Source organism: Streptomyces sp. DvalAA-43 (genome assembly GCF_900091725.1).
GTDB classification, from domain to species: Bacteria; Actinomycetota; Actinomycetes; order Streptomycetales; family Streptomycetaceae; genus Streptomyces; species Streptomyces pulveraceus.
This window is the reverse complement of the sequence record NZ_FMBW01000019.1, coordinates 14,122-38,364: the sequence shown is the minus strand read 5'-3', so window position 1 is coordinate 38,364 and position 24,243 is coordinate 14,122. Positions and strand designations below refer to the sequence as shown.

Here is a 24,243-nt window from a genome sequence, read left to right as displayed (position 1 = left end):
CGGCGGGCTGAAGGGGCCGGGTTCCGGGCTCAGGCGAGTGCGTCATCGTTGACCTCACTGACGATTCTGCGGAGCGCGCCCCGGTCCACCTTGCCGTTGGCGTTGCGGGGCAGGGAGTCGAGGTGTTCGAAGCGGCGGGGCACCAGATGGATCGGCAGCGTCCCGCGCAGCGCGCGGATCAGTTCGAGCCGGCCGGTCGCCCGCCCCGTGTAGCAGGCCACCAGGTCGGTGACGCCGTCCCGTGCGACGCCGAGCACCACGGCCTCGGCCACCGCGTCCAGACGGCGCAGCGCGGCCTCCACCTCGCCCGGCTCGACCCGGTACCCGCGGATCTTCACCTGGTCGTCGAGCCGGCCCAGGTGGACCAGCTGCCCGCCCTCGGCCCGGACCCGGTCACCGGTGCGGAAGTACCCGTCGTCCGTGAACCGGCCCTCGTCGTCGCCCGGGGCCAGATAGCCGTCGAACCGCTGGGCCCCGCGTACCAGGAGCTCACCCGTCTCCCCGGCGATCCGGTACTCCAGACCCTCGTACACCCGGCCGATCGGAACGGTCCCGTTGGACGTCACCGGCCACCGTGCGGTGACCTCGGGCAGCCTGAACTCGCTGCAGGCGATGGTCAGTTCGGTGGGGCCGTAGAGATTGTCGAGCGTCGATTCCGGTGCCACGGCGTGCCATGCCCGCGCCTGGTCCAGGGTGAGCTGCTCGCCGCAGAAGACGCTGTGGCGCAGCGCCGAGGGCCGCCCGGTGGTGAGCCGCCCGAAGCCCGCGCCCACCGAGACGGCCGAGGGCACCGAGAACCAGTGGGTGAGCCCCCGGCCGGTCAGATAGTCGACCGGGGCGAACAGCTCGGTGCGGGACGGCACCACCAGCGTCGCCCCGCCGCCCCAGGTGACGAAGAGGTCGTACACCGACAGATCGAAGGTCAGCTCGAAGGTGTGCGACATCCGGCAGTCCGGGCCGACCCCGTAACGCGCGATGTTGTGCGCGAGGAACGGCAGCACCTGGCGGTGGCGGATCGGGATGCCCTTGGGCCTGCCGGTCGTGCCCGAGGTGAACAGCAGATAGGCGAGCCGTTCCGGATCGGCCTCGTGCGGCGCGAGCCGCCCGTCCGGCTCGGCCACCCGGATCTCGTCGTCCGTGAACCGCAGTACGGGACGGCCTGCGGCCCACCCGGTCCCGCCGCGCCCGACGGCGGCGTCGGCCACCACCACGTCGACCCCGGCCGCCTCGCAGATGCCCCGGTTCCGCGCCGCGGGGTAGTCGGGGCCCAGCGGCACGACCGCGGCGCCGAGCCGCAGCGCCGCGAGATAGCCGGTGTACGCGACCCGGCCGCGGGCGGCGAGGAGCCCGACCCGCGCCACCGGGCCGTGCGCGGCGGCGATCCGCTCCGCGACCGCCTCCGCGCCCCGTCGCAGCTCGCGGTAGCCGACCGTGCCGCCGCCCGGCCCGTCCGGGAACTCGACGGCGGCGTTGTCCGGGTACCGCTCCGCGGAGGCCGCGAACACCTCCCACAGTCCGCGGGTCATGCGCCGCTCCGCAGGAACGCCGCCTGCCCCCGTACGGTCGGGTGCTCGAAGAGGTCGGTGGCGCGCAGCTCGCCGGGCGTCAGTTCGTTGAGCTGCTCCCACAGCAACAGCAGCAGCAGCGAGTTGCCACCGGCGTCGAAGAAGCCCACGTCGAGCGGGATCTCCTCGGCGTCGGCGCCCAGGGTCTCGGCCCACAGGTCCCGGATCGGGCCGATCAGCTCGTCCTCGTCGCTCACGTCATGTCCTCCCCCTGCCGGCCGTCGCCGGTCAGTGCTGAGATCCTGGTTTCCGGATCCGCGGTCACCGCGGTGAGCAACTCCTCGTACCGTCCGGCGGCGCGGGCCACGGTCGCCGCGTCGAAGAGGTCCTGGTCGTACTCCCAGATGAACTCGATCGCCCGGGTCTCCGCCCGGTCCCCCTGCCCGATCGTCTGCTCGGCCCGGGGGATCGCGATGACATTGAGATCGAACTTGGCGCTGCCATTGGTGACGCCGGGCGTCACCCGGACGTCGAGCCCGGGGATCCTGGCCGTGCGCGACGGCGAGTCGTGGAAGGCGAACAGCACCTCGCACAGCGGCTGGCGCCCCCGTACCCGGGGCGGGCGCAGCGCCGCGACCACCCGGTCGAAGGGCAGCTCCTGGTTCTCCAGAGCGCCGAAGGTCGTCGTCCGCACCCGCCCGAGCAGCTCCCGGAACGACGGGTCGCCGCGCAGATCGGCCCGGAGCGCCACGGTGTTGACCAGCATGCCGAACAGACCGTCGGCCTCGGGCCGGGTGCGGGCCGCCATGCCCGTGGCGACGCAGAAGTCGTCCTGGCCCGACCAGCCGGTGAGCAGCACCTCGAACGCGGCGAGCATCACCGTGAACAGGGGCACCCGCTCGCGCGCGGCCAACGCGCGTACGGCGGTGGCCAGTTCGGCCGGGACCGTGAAGCGCGGCGCGTCACCGGCGAACCGGCGCACCGGGGTGCGCGGCCGGTCGGTGGCCAGATCGAGGCAGTACGGCACGCCGTCGAGCTGTTCGCGCCAGTACGCGAGCTGCGCCTCGGCGGCCGGACCGTCCAGCCAGGACCGCTGCCAGACCGCGAAGTCGGCGAACTGGACGGCCGGTTCGGGAAGCGGCGACGGCTCGCCCGCGGCGTATGCCCGGTACAGGGCGCAGAGTTCGTCGACGAAGAGGTTGAACGCCCAGCCGTCGTGGACGAGATGGTGTTCCCGGTGGAGCAGGGTCCAGCGGTCGTCGGCGGTCCGCAGCAGCCGCCAGCACACCAGCGGCAGCCGGTCGACCGGGATCTCGGCCCGCACCGCCTCGCGTACCACCTCCGCGGCGTCCCGCCCCGTCCCGCGCAGGTCCTCGACCGGCAGGTCCACCGCGAACGGCGGGTGCACCACCTGGACCGGGCCGTCCGGGCCGTCGGCGAAGGTCGTGCGGTAGACCTCGTGCCGCCGGACCACCTCGGTCAGGGCGGCGGCGAGCACCCCGGGGTCGAGCGTCCCGGTGAGGTCGAGCACCGCCTGGAACTGGTAGGCGAGCATGCCGGGGTGCAGCCGCTGCATGAACCAGAGCCGCTCCTGTGCGCTGGACAGCGGCAGCGGTACGGAACCGTCGCGGGGTACCGGACGGATGGCGGTGACATCGTTCATCCGAGCTCCTCGGTGAGTGCGTCGGCCGGCTCCCCGGCCAGGGCGGCCCAGTCGACCGCCGCGCCCGCCGCCCACAGCCGCCCGGCCGCGGCGAGCAGCACCTCCCGTTCCGTACGGGTCTCCAGACGGCCCGGCAGGGTCTGGACGACCGATGCCACCGCGTCCGCCGGACGGTCCGGGTGCCCCAGGGCGAGCCGGGCGAGTGCCTGGCCGGGGCCGAACTCGATGAGCAGCGGATCGGGCAGGCGCCAGATCTCCGCCAGCTCGTCCGAGAACCGGATGGTCCGGGACAGCTGCCGCGCCCAGTGGGCCGGGCTCGTCGCCTCCTCGTCCCGCAGCCAGGTGCCGGTCACGTTCGACAGGAGGGGGACGGCCGGTGCGGCGAGCGGCACGGTGGCGAGCAGCTCTTCCAGCGGACCGGTCAGCGCCCGGGTCATGGCCGAGTGGTAGGCGTGCGCGGTGGCGAGCCGCCGGCAGGGCACACCCGCCTCGGTCAGCAGCGCGGCGGCCTCCTCGACCGCCTCGACGGACCCGGACAGCACGGTCTGCTGCGGACCGTTGAGCGCGGCGAGCGACAGCGCCCGGCCCGGAGCCGGGCCCAGCGGTACGTCCAGCGCCTCCGGTCCGGCCGCGACCGCGAGCATCGCGCCCGGCGGCAGTTCGCCGACGAGCCCTGCCCGCTCGGTCACCAGACGCAGGGCGTGCCCCAGCGGGAACACCCCGGCGACACAGGCGGCCGTGTACTCGCCGACGCTGTAGCCCGCCAGGGCGGACGGCCCGGCGCCCAGCCCCGTCAGGGCGCGGGCCAGCGCGTACTGGAGCGCGAACAGCAGGGGCTGTGCCACGACCGTGCGGTGGATCCCCTGCGGCTCCGGGCGCCGGTCGAAGACCTCCGCCGGGCCGGGGCCCGGAGTGCCGCAGGAGCCCTCGGGGACCTCCGGCGGGAAGAGGACGGGGCGCAGGTCCAGGCCGTGCTCGTCGGCGAGCATCCGGAAGCAGCGGTCCAGTTCCTCGCGGAACACCGGCAGGCACCGGTACAGACCCGCGCCGAGCCCCGGGTACTGGTCGCCCACCCCGGAGAAGAGGAAGACCCGGGAGGCCCCGTCCTCGGGGCCACCGGTGAAGACCCGCCGGACATCCCTTCTGCGCAGCCAACGTGCCGCGCGTTCCGCCGAGTCGGCGAGCACGGCACGCCGTACCGCGCCCGGCGTCACCGGCGGATCGGGTACGGCGGGCAGCCGTGCGAAGCCCGCCCCGCCCATCGCGTCGAGCCGGTCCGCGAGGTCGTCCGTGGCCCGTTCGAGCAGGTCCGGGGTCGGCGCGGAGAGCGTCAGAAGACGAGGGGGTACGGACACGGGGCCGGGTACGCGTACGGTCACGGCGCCACCGCCGTCCGTACGGCATCCGGCCAGTGCGCGGGGTCCAGGCCGTGGCGGCACAGGAACGCGTAGGCGAAACGCTCCAGCCCGAACCCGGCGCACCCCGTGAAGACGGGCTCGCCCTTCGCGCCGCCGATCCCGAAGGACCTGCCGAAGAACTGCTCGTGGTAGTTGAACGAGCCGACGGACACATCGCGCTCCCCGTCCAGCGGAAGCCGGAGCTCGTACTTCAGCTCCAGCAGCCGCTGCGACCAGGCGCGCGCCGCGGTCGTGTCGTTGAGGAAGAACGGATCACCGGCCACCTCGCACCGCCCGCCCAGACCGAGCGCGTCCACCAGCTCGTACGCCCGCTCCATCAGGCGCCCGCGTGCGTCGAGCACGAACTCCGGCGTCCCCAGGAAGACGATCTCGCGGATGGTGAAGTCCCACAGCCGCTCCAGGGAGCGCCGGTAGCGGGACTCGTTGCGGAACGACTTCCCCCGCGCGGTCACCACCATCGACGGCGCCGGCAGCGGGCCGTCCGCGAACTGGTGGTACGTGTGGAAGCACATGGTGGGCGGCAGACAGTGATCGAAGCCGCCGCTGTGCGCGCTCAGCGCCTCCTGGAGGTCACCGCCGTCCGCGAGGGCGTCGAGGAAGCCGCGGTAGCTGTCGATGTCGCCGTGCAGCCGGGACACCGACATCACCATCTGCGGGAAGGACTCGAAGTAGCCGGTGCGCCGCAGCACATCGGCGGAGACCAGCGTCGGGTAGCGGTACTCCCGGGCGCCGAACTCCTCGACGACCAGGGCGCGCAGGAGCGAGTCCAGGTGGTCCATCAGCGACAGCACGGGCTCACCGACGCCGATCAGGCCCTCGCCCGCCTCCACGGCGCCACCCCGGGCCACCAGCTCGTCGAACGCGTCCGTCACCGGCCCGGAGCCGGCGGCGCGCCAGACCACCTTGGGCTCCGTGATCCGCTGGCCGATCAGGTCGTTCGCCGTCATCAGATTGATCCGGCGCGCGAGTCCGGCCGGATCGACCGCCGTCTCCGTGTCGACGTCGACGTCCACCGCCGTGATCCCGTCCGCCGAGCGGACGAGCGAGAAGCCGGTGATCGTGTCCGAGACGAAGTAGACCCGCTGGGAGAGCTCCTGGGCGAGCTCGACGGGCAGCGCCGGTTCCAGCGGGAGCCTGACCGTGGTGGTCCTCGTGGTCATCGCGGCTCGCCCCCCGACAACGCCCCGCGCACGCCGATGAGTTCGGCGAGGATGCCGCGCTGTACCGCGTTCGCCCCGGCGTAGATCGGGCCTCCGAGGGCGTCGCGCAGCTCGCGTTCGATGCCGTACTCCTCCAGATAGCCCCGGGCTCCGTGCAGTTCCACGGCGGCCCTCGCCGTGTCGACCAGGCCCTCGCTGATGAAGATCTTGGCCATGGTGGCCTCCTGGAGGGCGATCCGCCCCTCCCGCTTCAGCCAGCCCACGCGGTAGAGCAGCAGCTTCGCCAGATCGAGGCGGATCTTCATGTCGGCGATCGGGTGCGACACCGCCTGGTGGGAACCGAGCGTCCGGCCGAACTGGCGACGGGTGTTGGCATGCCGGACACAGGTCTCCAGGAGCCGTTCCATGGCGCCCACCTTCGAGGCGAACATGAAGGACCGCTCCCACTCGATGGTCGAGGAGAAGACCGGGTAGCCGGTCCCCTCCCGGCCGAGCAGATTCGCCGCGGGCACCGGGGTGCCGTCGAACTCGACTACGCCCATCGGGGTGGTCCGCAGCCCCATCTTCGGCAGCTCGCGCTTCTTGATCACGCCGGGCAGATCGGCGGTGACCAGGAACGCCGACAGCCGGTCCTGCCGACCCGGGTCCGTGGCCGTACCGGTCCGGGCGAGGGTGACGAAGACGTCCGCCACCGGACCGTTGCTGATGAAGCACTTGGTGCCGGTCAGCCGGTAGCCGTCGCCGTCGCGCTCCGCGGTGGTGGTCATGCCGAGGACGTCGGAGCCCGCCTCCGGCTCCGACAGGGCGTGGGCGCCGACCAGTGTGCCGTCGCACAGACCGGGCAGGAAGCGCCGCTTCTGCTCCTCGGTGCCGTGCAGCAGCAGATAGATCACACAACCCCAGAGGTGGTTGTCGACCGCGAACACCAGGCCGTTGTCCGGGCAGGCGTAGCCCAGTGCCTCCAGGGCCATGACGGTGGTCAGCGGATCGAAGCCGCGTCCGCCGTACTCCTCGGGCACCGGCCACCCCAGCACACCGAAGTCGGCGCAGCGTCGCCAGTCCTCCCGGGGGAAGCGGGCCTCGCGGTCGGCCCCGGCCGCGTCACGGCCGAGCTCCGTCCGGGCGAACGCGATGATCTCCCGGCGCAGCGCGAGCTGCTCGGGGGAGGGCTCGACGATCACGCGTCGCCTCCGACGAGGGCCTTCTTGCGTGCCACGAACCCCGCGATGGCGTCGATCGACCGGAAGTTGGCGAAGTCGAGGTCCTCGCCCGAGGCCCGCAGTCCATAGGTCCGCTCGACCCACATCACCAGCTGCACGGCGAACAGCGAGTTCACCAGACCCGAGGCGAACAGGTCCTCGTCGTCCTCCACCACCACGCCGTGCACATGCCCGTCGAGGAAATCCCGGATCAGAACCTTGTCTTCGTCAGTCGGCGCGTCAGCCATTGCGTCGTTCTCCCGACTCGTAGGAATGGAAGCCCTGTCCCGTCTTGCGCCCGTGCAGACCGGCGTCGACCAGGCGGGTGAGGAGCGGACAGGGCCGGTACTTGGGATCGCCGAAGTGGTCGGACAGCACCTTCAGGGACAGCAGGACGGTGTCCAGGCCGATGAGGTCCGCGGTCTCCAGCGGCCCCATCGCGTGCCCGAAGCACTCCTTGAACAGGCGGTCCACGTCCGCCGCGGTGGAGACCCCCTCGTGGAGCAGGAAGACCGCCTCGTTGATGGTGAGCATCGCGACGCGGTTGGTCACGAAGCCCGAGGAGTCCTCCACCAGGACATGTCCCTTGCCGACGCCGTCGAGCAGCGCGCGGGTGCGGGCGATGGTCCCGTCCGAGGTGTGGTGGCCGCGGATCAGCTCGACGGTGGGCTTGAGGTGCGCCGGGTTCATGAAGTGCATCCCGATGACGTGCCCGGCCCGGCCGGTGAGCGCGGCGACCCGGGTGATCGGGATCGCGGACGTGTTCACGCCGAAGGGGACCCCGGGGCGGCAGACGGCATCCAGCTCGCCGTACAGCGGCCGCTTGATCTCCCAGTCCTCGGTGACGTTCTCGACCAGGAAGTCCACCCGGCGCAGCCGCTCCGGGTCCACGGTGAACTCGATCCGGCCGGTCACCTCCCCCGGGTCCCGCGCGGGCGTCCCCGGGCGGACCAGCGGAGCGAACCGTACGTTCCTGGCGATCTCGTCCCGCGCGGACGACAAGGCGCGTTCCGCCACGTCCACCAGCACGACCTCGTGCCCGTGCTCCGCGAACAGCTGCGCCACCCCGCGCCCCATCGTGCCCGCGCCCACCACCCCTATGCGGTCCACCCGCACTCTCCCCTCGTCGTCGGTACGGAATCCCGCAGCACACACAGGACTTCGGCCTTTCTCTCGCGGAAGTGGAAGTGGCCCCCGGGCACCACCCGCAGCTCGGTCCCCGCGCGCGTGTGCGCGGCCCAGCCGTCCCGCCAGGACGACCACGGCTCCTCGCTGCCGGCGAGGACGGTGACCGGACAGTCCAGCGGCTCGGCCCGCCGGGGGCGGTACTGGTCGAGCAGGGTGTAGTCGGCCCGGAAGCTCGCGAGCGCGTGCTCCCGGAGCCCGACGTCCTCCCGCAGATGGGCCAGGGGCTCGCCGGTGCCCCGCTCGATCGCGTCGAGCAGCTCGTCGTCCGACAGCTCGTGCACCCGCCGCACGGCGGGCGGCAGGGGCGGGGCCGGGCACGAGGACACCAGCAGCCGCCCCGGCACCTCCCGGCCCCTGCCGCGCAGTTCCTTCGCCACCTCGAAGGCCACCAGGGCGCCGAGGCTGTGCCCGAAGAACGCGAACGGCCGGTCCCGGCCGAAGTCGACCGCCGACACCAGGGCGTCCACCAGCTCGTCCATCCGGGTGTACGGGGGCTCCGCCCGGCGGGTGGTCCGGCCGGGCAGGTGCACGCCCCAGACCTGGATCCCGGGCAGGTCGTCGGACCAGCGCAGGTACTCGCCCGGCAGCCCGCCGGCGTGCGGGAAACAGTAGAGGGAGGCGGCGGCGTCCGGGCGGCGGCGCCGGCGGACGGTCCACCCCGTCACGGCGTACGGCCCTGGGCGAGCCGCACGTCGATCAGCGCGGCGAACTCCTCGGCGGTGGGCGCCGCGAACAGCTCCTTGGGGGAGAGCTCCACCGGATAGCGCTCGCGGACCCAGGCGACCAGCCGGGTCGCGGTGAGGGAATCGCCGCCGAGGTCGAAGAAGCTCTCGTCCGGCTCGACCTCGGGCAGATCGAGGATCTCGGCGAAGAGCTTCGCGACCAGGTCGTACGTGGCAAGCCCTGTCGGCGGTGGCGGCGGCTCGGCGGGCGCGGCGGGCACGGGCGCCGGGGCGCTGCTGACGGACGGCTCCACGGTGAACAGCCGGCGTTCGAAGGGGTAGGTGGGCAGGGCGACCCGGCGCGGCCGCCGGCCCCGGTGCAGCGCTCCCCAGTCGACGGCGGCGCCGCTCAGCCAGAGCCTGCCCGCGGCCTCGGGACCGTCCTGCGGCGCCCCTGAGTCCTGTGCCGGAGCCCGGACCGCGCCGACCGCGGTGACCAGTCGGTCCGGCTCCTCGCCGGTCAGCACGCGCACGGCGTCCGCGGTGTCCCGCACGAGCGCGAACCGCCGGTACGGGTGCTCCCACCGACCGGTCTGGAGCGTCCAGGCCACATCGGCGAGCGGCGTTCCCGGCGCCCGGCGCAGGTGCTCGGCGAGCCGCGCGGTGACGGCCTCCAGGGCCGCCGGGGTCTTCGCCGACAGCGGCAGCGCGTACGGGCCGCCCGCGCTCGGCGCGTCGCCCGGCTCCTGCTCCGACGGCGGCTCTTCGAGCACGACATGGGCGTTGGTCCCGCCGATGCTGAAGGAGCTCACTCCGGCACGCCGCGGAATCCCGTCCGGCTGCCAGTCCTCCACCCGGGCGACCACCCGGAACGGGCTCGCCTCGAAGTCGATCTCCGGATTGGGTTCCGTGAAGTGCAGGCTCGGCGGGATGATGCCGTGCTTCAGCGCCAGGACGGTCTTGATCAGACCGGCCACGCTCGCCGCCGCGTCCGTGTGCCCGATGTTGGTCTTCACCGAGCCGATCCCGCAGAAGCCCCGGCGCCCGGCGCCGTGGCCGTCGTCGCGGTTGTCGCGGTCGTCCCGGCGGAACGCCTTGGTGAGCGCGGCGATCTCGACCGGGTCGCCGAGCCGGGTGCCGGTGCCGTGGGTCTCCACGTAGGTGCACGACTCCGGCGCGATGCCCGCCACCCGCTGCGCCCGTTCGACGACCGCGGCCTGCCCCGCGATGCCCGGGGCGGTGAACCCCATGCGGTCGGCGCCGTCGTTGTTGACGGCGGAGCCGAGGATCACGGCGTCGATCCGGTCGCCGTCGGCCACCGCGTCCGCGCATCGTTTCAGCACCACGACGCCGACGCCGTCCCCGCCGACCAGACCACGGGCGCCGGCGTCGAAGGCCCGCAGCACCCCGTCCGGCGCCTGGATCCCCACCTCGTCGGGCCCGCCCACCCCGGCCGGGACCCGCACGCTGACACCCCCGGCCAGGGCCAGGTCGCAGTCGCCGGTCAACAGCCCCTGGACCGCGAGGTGCACGGCGACCAGCGAGGTGGCGCAGGCGGCCTGCACCGTCACCGTCGGGCCGCGCAGTCCCAGCCGGTGGGCGACCCGGCCGCACAGGAAGTCGGGCCCGTTCGCGACCCGTATCTCCCAGTCGGACACCGATGGCAGCGATGCCCGGTTCGCCTTGAGCAGCTGGGCGTACGTGTTCTCACCACTGCCCGCGTACACGCCGACGGCACCGGTCCGACGCGTCGGTTCGAAACCGGCGTCCTCGAACGCGGCCACGGCGCACTCCAGGAACACCCGGTGCTGAGGATTGATCAGCCTGGCCTCGCGTGGCGAGATGCCGAAATAGCCCGCGTCGAACCACTCGGGGGAGTCCATCAGCCCGCGCGCGGCGACGCCGTCGGGGCCGGTGACCCGAGTGATCGAGTCCTTTCCGTCGAGCAGATTCCGCCAGAATTCGTCGGGATTCTCCGCGCCGGGAAACCGGCAAGCCAGACCGACTACGGCGACACGTCTGTCCATCGCTGTCACGAAAGCCCCCGTTTCGATGCGTGATCAACGGGCGGCCGCGCCGCCCGGACCAGCGAGGGAAAGAGAAGAGAGCGGTTTTTCCACACCGAGGACGAATCCTTTCGCCACGGATCACCGGCGAAGGGTGCCGATGAATCGCGCGATCAGGGAATGGTGTGTTCCGATTCCTCTTCCGGGATCGGTGGCGTTCCATTCCGTCGATTCCCTGCGGCGCCCATGCCGAACTCCAGGGACCCCGCCGTGCGCTGCCGGAGTCCCTGGAGTGGAAGGGGCGGGTACGTCAGCGGGCGGTCGGGGGGATCTGACAGGCCTGGGTGACGGCGTACTCGTCCAGGTCGAGCTCCTCGAAAGCGACCATTTCCTCAGCGGAGGACTGCATCGGAATTCCCCTCTCCTGATACACCTTTCGCCGTGGTCGGATTCCATCGGCGATTCGGTGCTTCGACCATAGTTCCGCGAGGGTGCGCCATCAATAGCGGCCGGACATTTTGATAACTATCGAGAGTGGGCTGCCGGTGCGCCGTCAGGCGACGTAACGGGCGGTTTCCGTGGGGAAGTCCCGGCATTTCCGCAAGGGGCTGGCCAACAGGATCAGCCCGGACAGGGCGAGCGTGATGCAGGAAATCCAGATGGCCGAGCGGGTCGACATGGAACTGGCGACGATACCGGCCAGAAACGCCCCGACGGGCAGCGTGCCGAAGGCCAGGAAGCGTGACGCGGAGGTGACCCGGCCGAGGAGTTCGGGCGGGCAGTAGGTCTGCCGGAAACCCATGGTGAGAATGGAGGAGACCACCGTTCCGGCATTGATGACGAGCCCGCCGACCAGGAAGAGGGCGAGGCCGTATCCGTGGGTGGTCAGGGGGATGAGAAGAGCGAAGGGCATGGCCACGAACTCGGAGATCAGGGTGCCGCGTGCGGTGCCGAAGCGCCGGGCGAAGCGGGTGGTGACGAGTGCGCCGAGCAGGCCGCCGGCGCTGGTGACGCCGATCATGATGCCGACCGCACCAGGGGTGGCGCCGACATCGCGCAGCAGGAAGAGGACGATGATCGCCTCGAATCCGCCCGCCGCGAGGTTGGCGACCGCGGTGTAGAGGGTGAGCGGTCGGAGATACGGGTTGGTGAACAGGAAGCGCAGGCCGGTGGCGATCTCCTGGGCGAGGCTGCTGCTGCGCGGTTGCGGTGGGCCGGGCGCCTTCCCGGGTTCGTCCCCGGGCTTCCCGGTGGGCCGCATCCGTGCCAGGCAGACCGCGGAGACCAGGAAGCTCGCCCCGTCGAGGAGCAGTCCGAACACCGCTCCGAACCACTGCGCCAGCAGGCCGCCGAGGCTCGGTCCGACCAACTGTGCGGTGGATTCGCTGCCTTGGAGCTTCGCATTGCCCTCCGGGACGTCGTCGCGCGGCACCACGGCCGGGAGGAGGACCTGGCAGGCGGTGGTGAAGAAGACGCTGACCGCGCCGATCCCCATCGCGGCTCCGAGCAGGTACTGGATGGTCAGGACGTCGAGTGCGTAGGCCGCGGGGACGCTCAGCAGCAGTGCGGCGGACACCAGGTCGCAGGCGATCATCAGGCGCCGGTGCGGCAGCCGGTCCACCCAGGCCCCGGCCGGCAGGCCGAGCACCAGCCAGGGCAGCCAGACCGCGGCGGAGAGGGCGGCGACGGCGAACGTTCCGGCGTGCAGGACGTTCACCGCGACCATCGGCAGCGCGACGGTGGTGATCGCGGTGCCCACCTTGCTGGCGGTCTCGCCGACCCACAACAACCGGAAGTCGTGATGGCGCAGCAGGTTCCCACCCGGGCGGGGTGCGGGGGGTGCGGTGTCCTGATCGCTGCTCATGGTCACCTCATAGGCAGGGGAAGGTCCGGTCAGACTAACTTCCGAAGAGTCCTTCGGAAAGGCCTCTTCCGAAGAACTCTTCGTAAGCTGACGGGAGTTGGCGGGATCCGGCCCGCGCGAGGCGGTGCTCAGACGAGTAAGCCGACCAGCTCGTTGCCCCGGTCGGTCAGCGCGATGCGCACATGCTGCCCCTGTCTGTTCCGGTTGAGCAGCCCGGCCGCCTCCAGCCGGCTGCAGTGGTGGGTCGTGGTGCCGGGCGAGCACTGGAGCAGGCTCGACAACTCGCCCATGGTGAGAGGACGTCGCAGCGCCCGGAGGACAGCCGCCCGGGGTTCGCCGAGCACCAGCGCGAGCGGATCGCGGTCCTTGTCGCGGGTGCGGTCCTCGCGCTCCCCGGCCGGTGACAGGCTGGACAGCGGATAGGCGATCCACTCCACGGTGTCGCCCTGGTGCGAGAACATGGAGGCCCCGATGCCCGAGGCGACCGGGATGAGCGTGAGCGGGCGGCTCTCGTCCAGCCGGTACGAGCCCGGCCGCCGGTCGGGAATCCGCAGCGAGTTCCCGGCGAGCTGGAAGCGCGGGCCGAGCTGGGCGAGCGCCAGATCGAGTGTGCCGTTGACCGTGGAAGCGCCGATGCGCTCGTACTCGCGCTCGAAGAGCGTGTCGTGGCGGTGCCAGGTGGGACGGATCGCTTCCCAGACGCTCCGCATCACGTGCGCGTAGGACCGGGCCCAGGCCCGGGGCTGGCTGACCACCGGCTGCCAGGCCGACGGGACGTGCTGCGGGAACTCCGCTTCCAGCTCGGTCAGGAGGTCGTCGGGCCTGATGTCGGACAGCTGCTCCACATAGGCGTCGGCCGAATTGTCGGAGGCGGCCACGGGCGGCGCGAGGCAGTCCGGGACCAGCGCGTACGGATGGTTGAAGAGCGGTCGCAGCAGGGCGGTGCAGTTCGAGGGCGCTGCGGCCTGGATCAAGGCGCGGGTCGGTGCGGGAACGCCCTGGAAGCGTCCGCCCAGGGCATCGGCCACGAGAGACAGGACGGTCGCGCCGGGATTCTTGAGCACGCGGATGTGTAGGGCCCCGAGTTTTCCAAGGTCCACGTCTGAATGCGATTCCAATCTGACTCCCCCGTTGTATGAACTTGTTGCGGTGGGCCGTCGAGCCGAGACCCCGATCGGGCGGACGGACCTGCCGGTCCGGCACCGCCCGGGTCTCAGCGCGCGTTGAAGAGCGAGAACTCCCCGGGATCCACCAGGTTCGGTGTGACCCAGCCGTCCAGGTCGTACTCTGCGAGACAGTTGTCCACGAGGTCCAGCATCGACGCCGCGACGCCGGACGTCCGTGCTTTCGCGAGGGTTTGGACGCGGTTTCCCTCGGCGTTGCCGGCGTAGCTGCGTTCGTACAGCTCGTGCCGGCCGCCGAACTCCGTGCCGACCGCGTCCCAGAGCAGCTTCATGATCTTCACCCGCTGCTCGGCGCTCTGGCCGTTCGAGCCACGCAGATAGCGTTCGAGATAGGGGCGGACGTCCTCGCTCCGCCAGTCGGCAGCACCGGAGTTGAGGTAGATGAGGCTGCCGCCCGCGGTGTGCTGGACCAGCTCCTTCATCTTCCCGTAGACCATCGGGGCGATGACGCGGTAGGTGAGCGCGTACTCCTCGCAGGGCTGGACGTACTCGTGCCGCCAGGGCCGTGCGGACTGGACCATGCCGTCGGAGAGGGCCCAGAGCAGGTGGCGCCAGACCATGAGTTCACCGACGTTCGCCTGGACGCTGCGAAACTCGTCGATCCCGCTGATCTCGGCGGCCTTCAGCATCAGTCCGCAGATGAAGTCGAGCTTCACGGCCAGACGGGTCACCCCGTGCAGGGCGAAGCGGGGGAGGAAACCCGATTCGTGGAAGAAGGTGTTCGCCTTCTCGGTGTCGCCGTAGACCAGGACGTTCTCCCACGGGATGAAGGCCTGGTCGAAGACGATGATGGCGTCGTTCTCGTCGAAGCGGCTGCTGAGCGGGTAGTCGAACGGTGATCCGACCCGCGCCGTGGCCATCTCGTAGGAGGTACGGCAGAACAGCTTCACGCCCGGGGCGTCCATCGGGGTCATGAAGACCACGCCGAACCGCCGGTCCTTCACCGGCACTCCGTGGTGGGCGATGAAGTTGTAGTGCGTCAGGGCGGAGCCCGTGGCCACCATCTTGGCGCCGCTGACCACGATGCCGGCGTCCGTCTCCCGTTCGACGTGGACGAAGACGTCCGAGGAGTCCTCGATCGGCCGCTGCCGGTCGATGGGCGGGTGCACCAGGGCGTGGTTGATGTGCAGCACCCGTTCCTGGGCGCGGCGGTACCAGCTGCGGGCGTTGTCCGCGAAGGGCTCGTAGAACTCGGCGTTGGCCCCGAGCGTGGCCATGAAGGATGCCTTGTAGTCGGGGGAGCGTCCCAGCCAGCCGTAGCAGCGGCGCTGCCAGGCCGCGATGGCGTCGCGGGAGGCGGCCAGGTCCTCCCGGTCCCGCGGGGCGCGGAAGAACCGGTGGGTGAAGCCGCCGTTGCCGGTGTCCGTCCCGGTGATCAGCTGATCCCGCTCCGGGGAGTCCCAGAGGGCGTCGTAGAGCCCGGCGATGGAACGGGCGCTGTTACGGAAGGCCGGGTGCTCGGTGACGTCCTTGACCTGCTCGCCGTAGATCCATACGGACCGGCCGTCGCGCAGGCTGTTCAGGTACTCGGACCCCGTGAAGGGCAGGGTGGCGTCGCTGTCGTGGGTGGGCACGGTGGGTCATCCCTTCGTTGCGGCACTGGAAGCTGAAGCGGTGTCCGTGAGGAGGAGCAGGAGCCGTCGCGTCGCTTCCTCCAGATCGGCCGGCGCGAGCGAACTGCAGCACACCCGCAGCTCGTTGGTGCCGCCCTGGCCGGGGTGGAAGTACGACATCGGCGTCCAGAGCACGCCGTACTCCTCGGCGGAGCGTGCCAGCAGCGCCTCGTCCGCGGCGAACGGGACGCGGACGACGACGAAGAAGCCGGTGTCCGGGGTGTTCCAGGAGATGCCCAGGGCGCGGCGCCGGGCCTCGGGCAGACCGTGGTCGAGGCACGACAGGAGAAGGGCGAGGTTGTCCCGGTAGTGCGCGATCCGTTCGGCGTTGGCCTGTCTGAGCCGGCAGTCGCACCGCACCAGCATCCCGCCGATCACGGCCTGCGAGACCGCGGAGGTGTTGACCGTGATCATGCTGCGGATCAGGGCCAGTTCGTCGGCGAGCAGACTGCGCCGGCCGTCCGGATGGCGTACCTCCTGGTCGGCGACGACGTATCCGACGCGCGCACCGGGGAAGCAGGTCTTGGCGAACGTGCCGATGTGGATCACCCGTCGGCGGGTGTCCAGCGTCTTCAGGGTCGGCACCCGGTCCGGGCCGTCGGCCAGGAATCCGTAGGGGTCGTCCTCGATCACCAGGAAATCGGCGGCTTCGGCGACATCGAGCAGCCGGCGCCGCTGGTGTTCGGGCATGGTCAGACCGGACGGGTTGGACGCGGTGGGGACGACGTACAGCGCACGGGGCGTACGGCCGTCCGCCCGGACCTCGGCGGCCACCCGCGCGACCTCGGCCGGGTCGAGGCCGTGCTCGCCCTCGGGGACCGGCACGACGGTGACGCCCAGGAGTTCGGCGACGCCGAGCATGCCGATGTAGCACGGCGCCGTGACGAGCAGGACGTCCTCGGGCCGGTGGCACAGGGCGCGCAGCGTGATGAACATGCCCTCCTGCGCGCCGACGGTCACCACGACGGCGGCCGGATCGACTTCCATGGACTCGTCGTTGAGGAGCAGCCGGGCGATCAGTTCGTGGATGTGGCCCGCGGTGCGTCCGTACTGGAAGAGCCGACGGGTGATCTCGCTCCGGTCCAGGCCCTCCGCGGTCAGGTACTGCTCGAACGCGGCGAGGTGGCCGGTGATGTCGGCGGGGTCGAAGAAGTCGTCGAAGGGCCTGCCCGCCGCGAGGCTGAGCGCCTTGGGGTGGCGCGCGGCGATCTCGTTGAGGAAGACCGCCGACCGCATGACGGGGTGGCCGAGCGCGGGGCTCAGCTCGTCGTGGGAGAGATACATGTCCGGCTCACGACTTTCGGCGGATGAGACGCAGACCGTCGCGTACGGAGAGCAGGACGGATTCCAGGTCCGTCCGTGCGCTCACCAGGTCGTTGAAGCGGCGCATCCCCGCCGCGCCGGGGCGGTCGTCCGTGGGGTCCAGTACGGAGCCGCTCCAGAGGGTGTTGTCCGCGGCGAGGATTCCGCGCTCGGAGAGCAGTGCGACGAGCGGGTCCAGGTAGTCCGGGAAATGCGGCTGGTCGGCGTCGAGCAGGATGAAGTCGTATGGCCCGTCGAGACGTTCGAGGGTGTCCAGGGCGGGTCCGGTCCGGACGTCGATGCGGTCGTGGTACGGGCCGGCGGCGATGTGCTTGCGTGCGATGGCCGCGTATTCCTCGTCGAGCTCGCAGGTGGTGATCCGGGCATCACCGGGCAGCACCTTGGCCATGGAGAGCGCCGAGTAGCCGGTGAAGGTGCCGATCTCCAGCACGCGCTTCGGCTGGTGGGCGAAGAGCAGGAACTGGAGGAAGCGGGCCTCCACCGGGCCGACCATCATGTGGGGCCGGTCGGAGCGGTGGATCGTTTCCTCGGCGAGTTCCAGGAGTTCCTCGGTGTCCGGTGTCGTGTGTTCGAGGATGTACTCCTCGACACCCGGAGCGGTGAGCGGGATGGGAGCAGGCACAGTGAATTCCCCTCGTTCGATACAGGCCGGCCGGAGCGGAATGCGGAATGCGGCAGTCGGGATGAAGGAGGTGCGGAATCGGGCGCGAACAAGAGAAGCGCTTCGTGCAATTGATGCTTTTTATCCGGCCGATTAGCAGTTTTCTGTGCGACCGATTGTTTGAAATTATTTGCCGGGAGCGTAGTACCCCGAAGACTCCTTCGTCAAGCATCGTCCGCCGAGCGGTCGGCAGGCGTACGGCGGCCCTCGTCGGTGCGCGTCCAGATGCCATTCGCGGGTGTTTGACCCATGTTGACCGGGCCGGATCGGGTGAAGCGCCGTAGCTGGATAAGGGGCGCCCACGTACCCTCCCGCTCGCCTGGGGCGACTGCGGAGTGCATTCCTCTAAATGCGTTCCGCCAACGCTTTGAAAACTGTCAAAAATATTGCGCATACCCAATGCCTGGGACAATCTCGGCGATGGTCATGGCGTGCCGGACCAGAATGTACGCGCACCTGGCCGGCGAGGATCCCGCCCGATCGTGTGGAGGCCCCGAACCATGGTTCCGCTGTCGTTCGCGCAACTCCGGCTGTGGTTTCTGAACCGGCTGGAGGACGTCGGCCCGGCATACAACGTTCCGCTTGTGCTGCGCTTCTCCCGCCGGCCGGACGCCGCCGCCCTGGCCGCGGCCCTGACCGATCTGACCGGCCGCCACGAGGTACTGCGCACCGTCTGTCCCGACGAGGGGGGCGAGCCGCGCACCCGGGTCCTGGACCCTGGATCGGCAGCCCTGGGCATGACCGTCCGGGAGGTACCGGCCGGTGGCCGGGAGGCGGCCCTGGAGACGCTGCTGGCCCGGGGATTCGACCTCACCCGGGAACCCCCGCTGCGGGCCACGCTGCTCCGGGAACAAGGGGGCAGCGACACCCTCGTACTGATCCTGCATCACATCGCCACCGATGCCTGGTCGATGGGCCCACTGGCTCGTGATCTGGACACGGCCTACCGGGCCCGGACCGCCGGACACCCGCCCGCGTGGGAGCCCCTGCCCGTCCAGTACGCCGACTACGCGGCGTGGCAGCGCAAGGTGCTGGGCAGCGAGGCCGACCCCGGCAGCCTGATGAGCAGCCAACTCGCCCACTGGCGACGGGTACTGGACGGGATCCCGGAGCCACTGCCCCTGCCGGCCGACCACCCGCGCCCCGCCCGGCGCACCCCGCACGGCGGCTCGGCCCCGTTCACGGTGGACCGGAGCGTGCACACCGGGCTGGTCGCGCTGGCCCGCCGCCACCGCGCGTCGATGTCCATGCTCGCCCAGGCGGCCCTGGCGGTGCTGCTGACACGGCTCGGCTCCGGGACGGACATCCCGATCGGCATGGCGGTCTCCGGCCGGGACGACGAGGCGCTGGACGGCCTGATCGGCTTCTTCGTCAACACGCTCGTCCTGCGCACCGACACCTCGGGCGACCCGACACTGGAGGAGATGGTCGTCCGGGCGCGGGACGGCAGCCTCGCCGCGCTCGATCACCGGGACATCCCCTTCGACCGGCTCGTCGGCGTACTCAACCCGCGCCGTTCACTCGGCCACGGCCCGCTCTTCCAGGTCGCCCTGTCCGTCGAGCCCGACCCCGGCGAGGAGAACGCCTTCGCCGCGCTCGGAGCCACCCCGGAAGCGCCTCCCGTCACCACCGCCAAGTGCGACCTCTCCTTCAGCCTCCTGGAACACACCGACGAGCGCGGCCCCGCCGGAATGAGCGGCGAAGTCGAGTTCTCCACCGACCTGTTCACCCCGGGGACCGGCGCGGCCCTCGGGGAACGCCTCGTCCACGTGCTCACCGCGCTGGCCACGACGCCCGAGCTGCGCGTCAGCCGGGTCGGGGTCCTCACCGGCACCGAACGGGCCCGGCTGGCGGACGAGGCCCGCCGGGCCTCCACCGACGGCTACGAACCCCGCACCCTGCCCGAACTCTTCGAGGCCCGGGTCCGCCACGCGCCCACGGCGACCGCCCTGGTGCACGGTGCGGTGTCCCTGGAGTACGCGGAGCTCGACCGGCGGGCGAACCGGCTCGCCCGCCGGATCGTCGCGGCCGGCGCGGGCCCGGAGGACACCGTGGCGCTGGCGCTGCCCCGCTCTCCGGCGCTGGTGATCGCCGTCCTCGCGGTGCAGAAGGCCGGAGCCGCCTACCTGCCGCTCGACCTCACACACCCGCGCGCACGCATCCGCCACATGATCGACGACGCCGGAGTACGGCTGGTGCTCACCGCCGGCGACCCGCCCGACGGGATCACCACCCTCGCGCCCACCGTGCTACGGGTGGACGACCCGGCACCGGACCCGGACGGGGCCGCCGACGACCCCCGGTCCGCCGCCCTCACCGACGCCGACCGGCTCCGGCCACTGACACCCGCCCACCCCGCCTACGTCATCTACACCTCCGGCTCCACCGGCACGCCCAAGGGCGTGGTGGTCACCCACGCGGGCGTGCGGAACCTCGCCGGGCGGCTGGCCGCGGGGCCGGGGCGACGGGTGCTCCAGCTGGTCCCGCCCGGCTTCGACGTGTTCGTCTCCGAACTGTGCATGGCCCTGCTCTCCGGAGCCGCCCTGGTCCTGCCCCCCGAAGGCCCACTGCTCGGCGACGCCCTCCACGAACTGCTGCGCGCGGAGCGGATCACCGATGCCTCGGCACCGGCCGCGGTCTTCCGGAGCATGCCGGACGGCCCCCTCCCCGAGCTGCGCCGCATGCTGGTCGGCGGCGAGGAGTGCCCTCCCGACTTCGTCGCCCGCTGGGCGGACCGGGCCGAGCTCCTCAACTGCTACGGGCCCACCGAGGCCACGGTCACCACGACGCTGACCGCACCGCTGACCGCCTCCGCCGAACGCCCGCCCATCGGCCGGGCCCTCGACCACGTGGGCGTGCACGTGCTGGACGAGACGCTCCGGCACGTACCGGCCGGAACCGTGGGGGAGCTGTACATCACGGGGGCCGGTCTGGCACGGGGGTACCTGCGCCGCCCGGGGCTGACCGCAGAGCGCTTCGTCGCGTGCCCCTTCGACCCCGGACGCCGGATGTACCGCTCCGGTGATCTCGTACGGATCCGGCCGGACGGTCAGCTCCAGTTCGCCGGCCGCGCCGACACCCAGGTGAAGCTGCGCGGACTGCGCATCGAGGCGGGCGAGATCGAGGCCGTTCTGTCGGCGGTGCCCGGGGTGGCCGAGGCGGCCGTACTGGTCCGCGAGGACCACCCGGGCGACCAGCGGCTCGTCGCCTATGTGGGCGCCGCCGGGCCGCTGGACGTGTCCGCGCTGCGCGACGCCGCGCGGATGAGACTGCCGGGATACATGGTGCCGTCCGCGTTCACCGTGCTGGACCGGCTGCCGCTGAGCGCCAACGGCAAGGTCGACCGGAAGGCGCTGCCCGCCCCGGACATCGCCGACGCGCCCCGCCCCGTCGGCGGACGGGCCGCCGACGGGCCGGGCGAGCGCTTCCTCTGCGAAGTCTTCGCGGACGCCCTCGGGCTGCCCGAGGTGGGCCCGGACGACGACTTCTTCCTGCTGGGCGGCCACTCACTGCTCGCCGCCCGGGTGGTGGGCCGGGCCCGCGACATGTTCCCGGCCCTGGGCATCCGTCACCTGTTCGCCCACCCCAGCCCCGCAGGGCTGGCCGCCGCGGGCCGGGACACGGCGCACGCCGGCCGCGACCTGGACCCGCTGCTGCTTCTGAGGGAGGCCCCGCCCGGCGGGACCGACCTGTTCTGTGTCCACCCGGTGGGCGGCCTGAGCTGGTGCTACGCACCGCTGGCGCACCGCCTCGCCCCCGGGACCAGGGTGCACGGCCTGCAGTCGCCCGTCCTGCTGGGCGCACCGGCCCCCGGCACGGTCGAGGAACTGGCCGAGGTCTACACGGAGCGCATCCGGCAGGCCCGGCCCCCCGGCCCCCTCGCACTCCTGGGCTGGTCGCTCGGCGGGACGCTCGCCCATGCCGTGGCGGCCCGGCTGGAGGCCGCCGGTGAGCGGGTGAGCGGACTGGTCCTGCTCGACGCGCTGCCGGAAGCACCGGTGGCCCGGCCTGCGCGCGAGGCTCCCGAACAGGAGGACGAACTGCTGGAGTTGGCGCTGGCCGGTCAGCCCGCCTCGGTACTGGACGGGCAGGGGCGCGAGCGGGTGGCCGCGGCCACCCGGGCCGCGCTGCGCCTCGGGGGACAGGCCGGTGCCGGGCGGGTCGGGGCGCCGACGCTGATCGTGGAGGCCGTCCCGCCGGGCCACGAGCCGATGGGCCTCGCGGCCGCCTGGGCGCCGCTGCTGACCGGGCCGGTCGAGGCACACACCCTGGCGACCGATCACGCGGGCATCGTCTCCGCCGACGCCGCACGGCTGCTCGGCCCGCTGGTCGACCGGACGCTGCACCGGCCCACGGGCGGCTGAGGCCGGATCAGGGGACCGGGCGGTAGGGGAATCCCTGGAACTGGAGCACGACGTCCTCCACGTCCTGTACGTCCTCGCCGTCCGACCCCTCGGGGGCCTCGGCGCGCCGGGCCTCCCAGCGTTCGAAGAGGGCGGCCAACTCGGTGCGCAGATCGCCGAGTTCGGCGGAGCTCAGCCGGAACCGCCAGTACCCCACGGCTGCGGCCTCCTGCCACCGCGTCGGCCAGTCCTGGTCGGTGAACTCCTCGGCGCGGCGGAACTGCTCGGTGATGACGGCCTTCTTGAGGGTGGAGAGCAGCCCCCTCAGCTCCTGCTCGGAGAGGAAGTCCGACTGCTCCACCCCGATGTACTTGTGCAGCGCGAACCACCAGCGTTCCCGCTTGGTGCCGCGTTCCTTGTCCTCGGCGATGAAGCCGTGCGTGGCCAGCTGGCGCAGATGCCAGCTCATGTTCCCGCTGTCCTCGCCGAGCCGGTTGGCCAGCATGGTCGCGGTGGCGGGACCGTCGGAGCGCAGCACCTCGAGGACGCGGACCCGCAAGGGGTGGGCGAGGCCGCGCAGGGAGTGGGCGTCGAGTCGCATCATGGCCTCGGTCGGTCTGTCCTCCATGGGCGGGACGCTACCCGTACGCAAATGCCTTCGTAAAGGCAGGGACGGCGGTGGGCCGGCCTGGCGGGCAGGCCGGCCCCTGGCTCACGCACCGCGTCCGTCGGCCGGTTCGGCGGGGTGCTCCGTCCGGCCGGGATTCCCGGTCAGTCCCGTGGCTCCGCGCCGATCCGCATCACCACGGCCTTCGGCTCGGTGAAGAACTCGCGGCTGAACGCCCCGCCCTCCCGGCCGATCCCGGAGTCCCCGGCGCCGCCGAACGGCGCGCGCAGATCGCGGACGAAGAAACAGTTCACCCAGACCGTCCCGGCGCGCAGGGCCGCCGAGACCCGGTGGGCGCGGTCCAGATCGGCGGTGAACAGCATCGCGTTGAGGCCGTACGGGGTGTCGTTCGCCGCCACGACGGCCTGCTTCTCGTCGTCGAAGGGCGCCACCGCCACCACCGGGCCGAAGATCTCCTCCCGCCAGAGCGGGGAGTCGGCCGACACCTCGGTCAGGACCGTCGGCCGGACCGACCACCCCTCGCCCAGCCCACCGGTGGCCAGCGTCGCCGCCCTGCCGGGCCCGGCCTCCGCCAGATGACCGGAGACCTTGCGGAAGTGCTGTTCGGAGGCGAGCGGACCGATCTGCGTCTCCGGGGCGAGCGGGTCCCCGACGGACATCGCCTCGGCGGCCCGGACGAAGCGCGCGGTGAACTCCTCGTACACCGGGCGCTGCACCAGGACCCGGCTGCCGGCCAGGCAGATCTGGCCCGCGTTGGAGAAGGCCGCCTTCACCGCCCAGTCGACGGCCAGGTCCAGATCGGCGTCCGCGAAGACGAGGTTGGCGCCCTTCCCGCCCAACTCCAGGCTGACCGGCGCGAGATGGGAGGCCGCCGCGGCGGCCACCGAGCGCCCGGTCCGCGACGAGCCGGTGAAGGTGATCCGGTCCACCCGCGGGTCGCGGGTCAGCGCGGCGCCGGCGTCCGGTCCGAGCCCTTGCAGGACGTTGAGCACCCCGGCCGGCAGACCGGCCTCCAGGGCCAGCCGGGCCAGCAGCGTCGCCGAGGCCGGTGACCCCTCCGCCGGTTTCAGCACCACGGTGTTCCCCCAGGCCAGCGCCGGGGCCACCTTCCAACTCGCCAGCATCAGCGGGAAATTCCACGGGGCGACCGCCGCCACCACACCGGCCGCCTCGAACCGGCCGTAACAGTGGTGGCCCGAGTCCATCGGCAACACCTCGGCGGTGGCCAGTCGGGCGTGGTCGGCGAAGAACCGGAAGTTGGCCGCCGCCCTGGGCACATCGGCATCCCGGCTCTGGGTGAGCGGCTTGCCCATGTCGTGGGTGTCGGCCAGGCCGAGTTCCTGCCCGTGCGCCTCGATCAGGCCGGCGAGGCGGTGCAGCGCCGCGCCGCGCTCGGCGAAACCCATCCGGGGCCACGGCCCGGTGTCGAACGCCCTGCGGGCCGCGGCCACCGCCCGCCCGGCATCCGCCTCCCCGCCGAGCGGGAAGCGCGCCCACGGACGGCGCGTCCACGGATCCACCGAGTCGGCGAAGGCCCCGCACTCGTCCTCCGTCGACTCCCGCCCGTCGACGACATGGCCGAAGAACTCCATCAGGACGCCTCCCCGGGTCCGTCGGCGGGCGCGGCGTTCCGCGCGGCCTCGCGTTCCGCGATCGTCACGTCACCGGCGGCCCACAGGGTCGCCGGAACCTCCCGGACCACGACCCGGACGGCACCGGCCGGTACTCCCAACGACCGCTCGACGGCGGCGTGCACCTCATGGATGAGACCGCGCAACAGCTGCGGCGGACGGCCCTCCACGAGGGTGATCTCGACGAGTGGCATG

At 72.0% G+C, this 24,243-nt stretch carries 19 protein-coding genes; 1 reads left to right on the top strand and 18 read right to left on the bottom strand.

From position 1 onward, the window contains the following. Positions 1-29: 29 nt before the first annotated feature. The 15 genes from GA0115234_RS04000 to GA0115234_RS03930 all read right to left on the bottom strand — a co-directional run bounded on the left by GA0115234_RS04000 (position 30) and on the right by GA0115234_RS03930 (position 17,407). Positions 30-1,526: an AMP-binding protein gene (locus GA0115234_RS04000; RefSeq protein WP_093539439.1), complete on the bottom strand. Its 1,497-nt coding sequence runs from the start codon at positions 1,524-1,526 to the stop codon at positions 30-32. Next, on the bottom strand, positions 1,523-1,762 hold the full coding sequence (locus GA0115234_RS42185; RefSeq protein WP_093539438.1) for an acyl carrier protein: 240 nt from the start codon (positions 1,760-1,762) through the stop codon (positions 1,523-1,525). Before GA0115234_RS42185 ends, GA0115234_RS04000 begins: the two co-directional genes overlap by 4 nt. Further along, entirely contained in the window at positions 1,759-3,168 is a 1,410-nt protein-coding gene (locus GA0115234_RS03990; protein WP_093539437.1) for a condensation domain-containing protein, read from the bottom strand. The genes GA0115234_RS42185 and GA0115234_RS03990 overlap by 4 nt, the downstream gene beginning before the upstream one ends. Next, complete coding sequence (locus GA0115234_RS03985) at positions 3,165-4,547, bottom strand: acyltransferase domain-containing protein (RefSeq protein ID WP_093539436.1); 1,383 nt, start codon at positions 4,545-4,547, stop codon at positions 3,165-3,167. Before GA0115234_RS03985 ends, GA0115234_RS03990 begins: the two co-directional genes overlap by 4 nt. Further along, positions 4,544-5,746 carry a hypothetical protein gene (locus GA0115234_RS03980; RefSeq protein ID WP_093539435.1) on the bottom strand — a complete coding sequence of 401 codons (1,203 nt, stop codon included), beginning with the start codon at positions 5,744-5,746 and terminating at the stop codon, positions 4,544-4,546. Before GA0115234_RS03980 ends, GA0115234_RS03985 begins: the two co-directional genes overlap by 4 nt. Beyond that, on the bottom strand, positions 5,743-6,927 hold the full coding sequence (locus GA0115234_RS03975) for an acyl-CoA dehydrogenase family protein (protein ID WP_093539434.1): 1,185 nt from the start codon (positions 6,925-6,927) through the stop codon (positions 5,743-5,745). Before GA0115234_RS03975 ends, GA0115234_RS03980 begins: the two co-directional genes overlap by 4 nt. Then, a complete protein-coding gene (locus tag GA0115234_RS03970) occupies positions 6,924-7,193 on the bottom strand; it encodes a phosphopantetheine-binding protein (protein WP_093539433.1) in 270 nt (89 codons plus the stop codon). The genes GA0115234_RS03975 and GA0115234_RS03970 overlap by 4 nt, the downstream gene beginning before the upstream one ends. After that, on the bottom strand, positions 7,186-8,055 hold the full coding sequence (locus tag GA0115234_RS03965) for a 3-hydroxyacyl-CoA dehydrogenase family protein (protein ID WP_218107174.1): 870 nt from the start codon (positions 8,053-8,055) through the stop codon (positions 7,186-7,188). Before GA0115234_RS03965 ends, GA0115234_RS03970 begins: the two co-directional genes overlap by 8 nt. Continuing rightward, a complete protein-coding gene (locus tag GA0115234_RS03960; protein ID WP_161275566.1) occupies positions 8,043-8,798 on the bottom strand; it encodes a thioesterase II family protein in 756 nt (251 codons plus the stop codon). Before GA0115234_RS03960 ends, GA0115234_RS03965 begins: the two co-directional genes overlap by 13 nt. Next, entirely contained in the window at positions 8,795-10,822 is a 2,028-nt protein-coding gene (locus GA0115234_RS03955; RefSeq protein WP_093539431.1) for a beta-ketoacyl synthase N-terminal-like domain-containing protein, read from the bottom strand. The genes GA0115234_RS03960 and GA0115234_RS03955 overlap by 4 nt, the downstream gene beginning before the upstream one ends. A gap of 532 nt (positions 10,823-11,354) precedes the next feature. Further along, positions 11,355-12,665, bottom strand: coding sequence for an MFS transporter (locus tag GA0115234_RS03950; RefSeq protein WP_093539430.1), 1,311 nt, complete (start codon positions 12,663-12,665; stop codon positions 11,355-11,357). A gap of 128 nt (positions 12,666-12,793) precedes the next feature. Beyond that, positions 12,794-13,729, bottom strand: a complete 936-nt coding sequence (locus GA0115234_RS03945) for an ArsR/SmtB family transcription factor (protein WP_093539429.1) — start codon at positions 13,727-13,729, stop codon at positions 12,794-12,796. Between the two features lie 149 nt (positions 13,730-13,878). Beyond that, on the bottom strand, positions 13,879-15,423 hold the full coding sequence (locus GA0115234_RS03940; protein WP_093539428.1) for a 4-hydroxyphenylacetate 3-hydroxylase N-terminal domain-containing protein: 1,545 nt from the start codon (positions 15,421-15,423) through the stop codon (positions 13,879-13,881). 6 nt (positions 15,424-15,429) lie between these two features. After that, positions 15,430-16,746: an aminotransferase-like domain-containing protein gene (locus tag GA0115234_RS03935; protein ID WP_093539427.1), complete on the bottom strand. Its 1,317-nt coding sequence runs from the start codon at positions 16,744-16,746 to the stop codon at positions 15,430-15,432. A 7-nt stretch (positions 16,747-16,753) separates the two neighbouring features. Beyond that, a complete protein-coding gene (locus tag GA0115234_RS03930; RefSeq protein ID WP_161275565.1) occupies positions 16,754-17,407 on the bottom strand; it encodes an O-methyltransferase in 654 nt (217 codons plus the stop codon). 539 nt (positions 17,408-17,946) lie between these two features. On the opposite strand from GA0115234_RS03930, the gene GA0115234_RS03925 reads away from it, so the two are divergent. Continuing rightward, positions 17,947-21,810, top strand: a complete 3,864-nt coding sequence (locus tag GA0115234_RS03925; protein ID WP_093539425.1) for a non-ribosomal peptide synthetase — start codon at positions 17,947-17,949, stop codon at positions 21,808-21,810. A 7-nt stretch (positions 21,811-21,817) separates the two neighbouring features. Here GA0115234_RS03925 and GA0115234_RS03920 read toward each other — a convergent pair whose 3' ends face one another. The 3 genes from GA0115234_RS03920 to GA0115234_RS03910 form a co-directional block, all read right to left on the bottom strand. After that, positions 21,818-22,417 carry a winged helix-turn-helix domain-containing protein gene (locus GA0115234_RS03920; protein ID WP_202553336.1) on the bottom strand — a complete coding sequence of 200 codons (600 nt, stop codon included), beginning with the start codon at positions 22,415-22,417 and terminating at the stop codon, positions 21,818-21,820. A 143-nt stretch (positions 22,418-22,560) separates the two neighbouring features. Beyond that, positions 22,561-24,009, bottom strand: coding sequence for an aldehyde dehydrogenase (locus tag GA0115234_RS03915; RefSeq protein WP_093539424.1), 1,449 nt, complete (start codon positions 24,007-24,009; stop codon positions 22,561-22,563). Beyond that, on the bottom strand, positions 24,009-24,242 hold the full coding sequence (locus GA0115234_RS03910) for a tautomerase family protein (RefSeq protein WP_093539423.1): 234 nt from the start codon (positions 24,240-24,242) through the stop codon (positions 24,009-24,011). The genes GA0115234_RS03915 and GA0115234_RS03910 overlap by 1 nt, the downstream gene beginning before the upstream one ends. Position 24,243 lies beyond the last annotated feature (1 nt).

What these genes read in the sequence shown, in the direction of transcription:
- GA0115234_RS04000 (WP_093539439.1), bottom strand. Translation starts at nt 1,526, where the DNA reads ATGACCCGCGGACTGTGGGAGGTGTTCGCGGCCTCCGCGGAGCGGTAC.
- GA0115234_RS03925 (WP_093539425.1), top strand. Translation starts at nt 17,947, where the DNA reads ATGGTTCCGCTGTCGTTCGCGCAACTCCGGCTGTGGTTTCTGAACCGG.
- GA0115234_RS03970 (WP_093539433.1), bottom strand. Translation starts at nt 7,193, where the DNA reads ATGGCTGACGCGCCGACTGACGAAGACAAGGTTCTGATCCGGGATTTC.
- GA0115234_RS03910 (WP_093539423.1), bottom strand. Translation starts at nt 24,242, where the DNA reads ATGCCACTCGTCGAGATCACCCTCGTGGAGGGCCGTCCGCCGCAGCTG.
- GA0115234_RS03980 (WP_093539435.1), bottom strand. Translation starts at nt 5,746, where the DNA reads ATGACCACGAGGACCACCACGGTCAGGCTCCCGCTGGAACCGGCGCTG.
- GA0115234_RS03990 (WP_093539437.1), bottom strand. Translation starts at nt 3,168, where the DNA reads ATGAACGATGTCACCGCCATCCGTCCGGTACCCCGCGACGGTTCCGTA.
- GA0115234_RS03935 (WP_093539427.1), bottom strand. Translation starts at nt 16,746, where the DNA reads ATGTATCTCTCCCACGACGAGCTGAGCCCCGCGCTCGGCCACCCCGTC.
- GA0115234_RS03950 (WP_093539430.1), bottom strand. Translation starts at nt 12,665, where the DNA reads ATGAGCAGCGATCAGGACACCGCACCCCCCGCACCCCGCCCGGGTGGG.
- GA0115234_RS03920 (WP_202553336.1), bottom strand. Translation starts at nt 22,417, where the DNA reads ATGGAGGACAGACCGACCGAGGCCATGATGCGACTCGACGCCCACTCC.
- GA0115234_RS03955 (WP_093539431.1), bottom strand. Translation starts at nt 10,822, where the DNA reads ATGGACAGACGTGTCGCCGTAGTCGGTCTGGCTTGCCGGTTTCCCGGC.
- GA0115234_RS03915 (WP_093539424.1), bottom strand. Translation starts at nt 24,009, where the DNA reads ATGGAGTTCTTCGGCCATGTCGTCGACGGGCGGGAGTCGACGGAGGAC.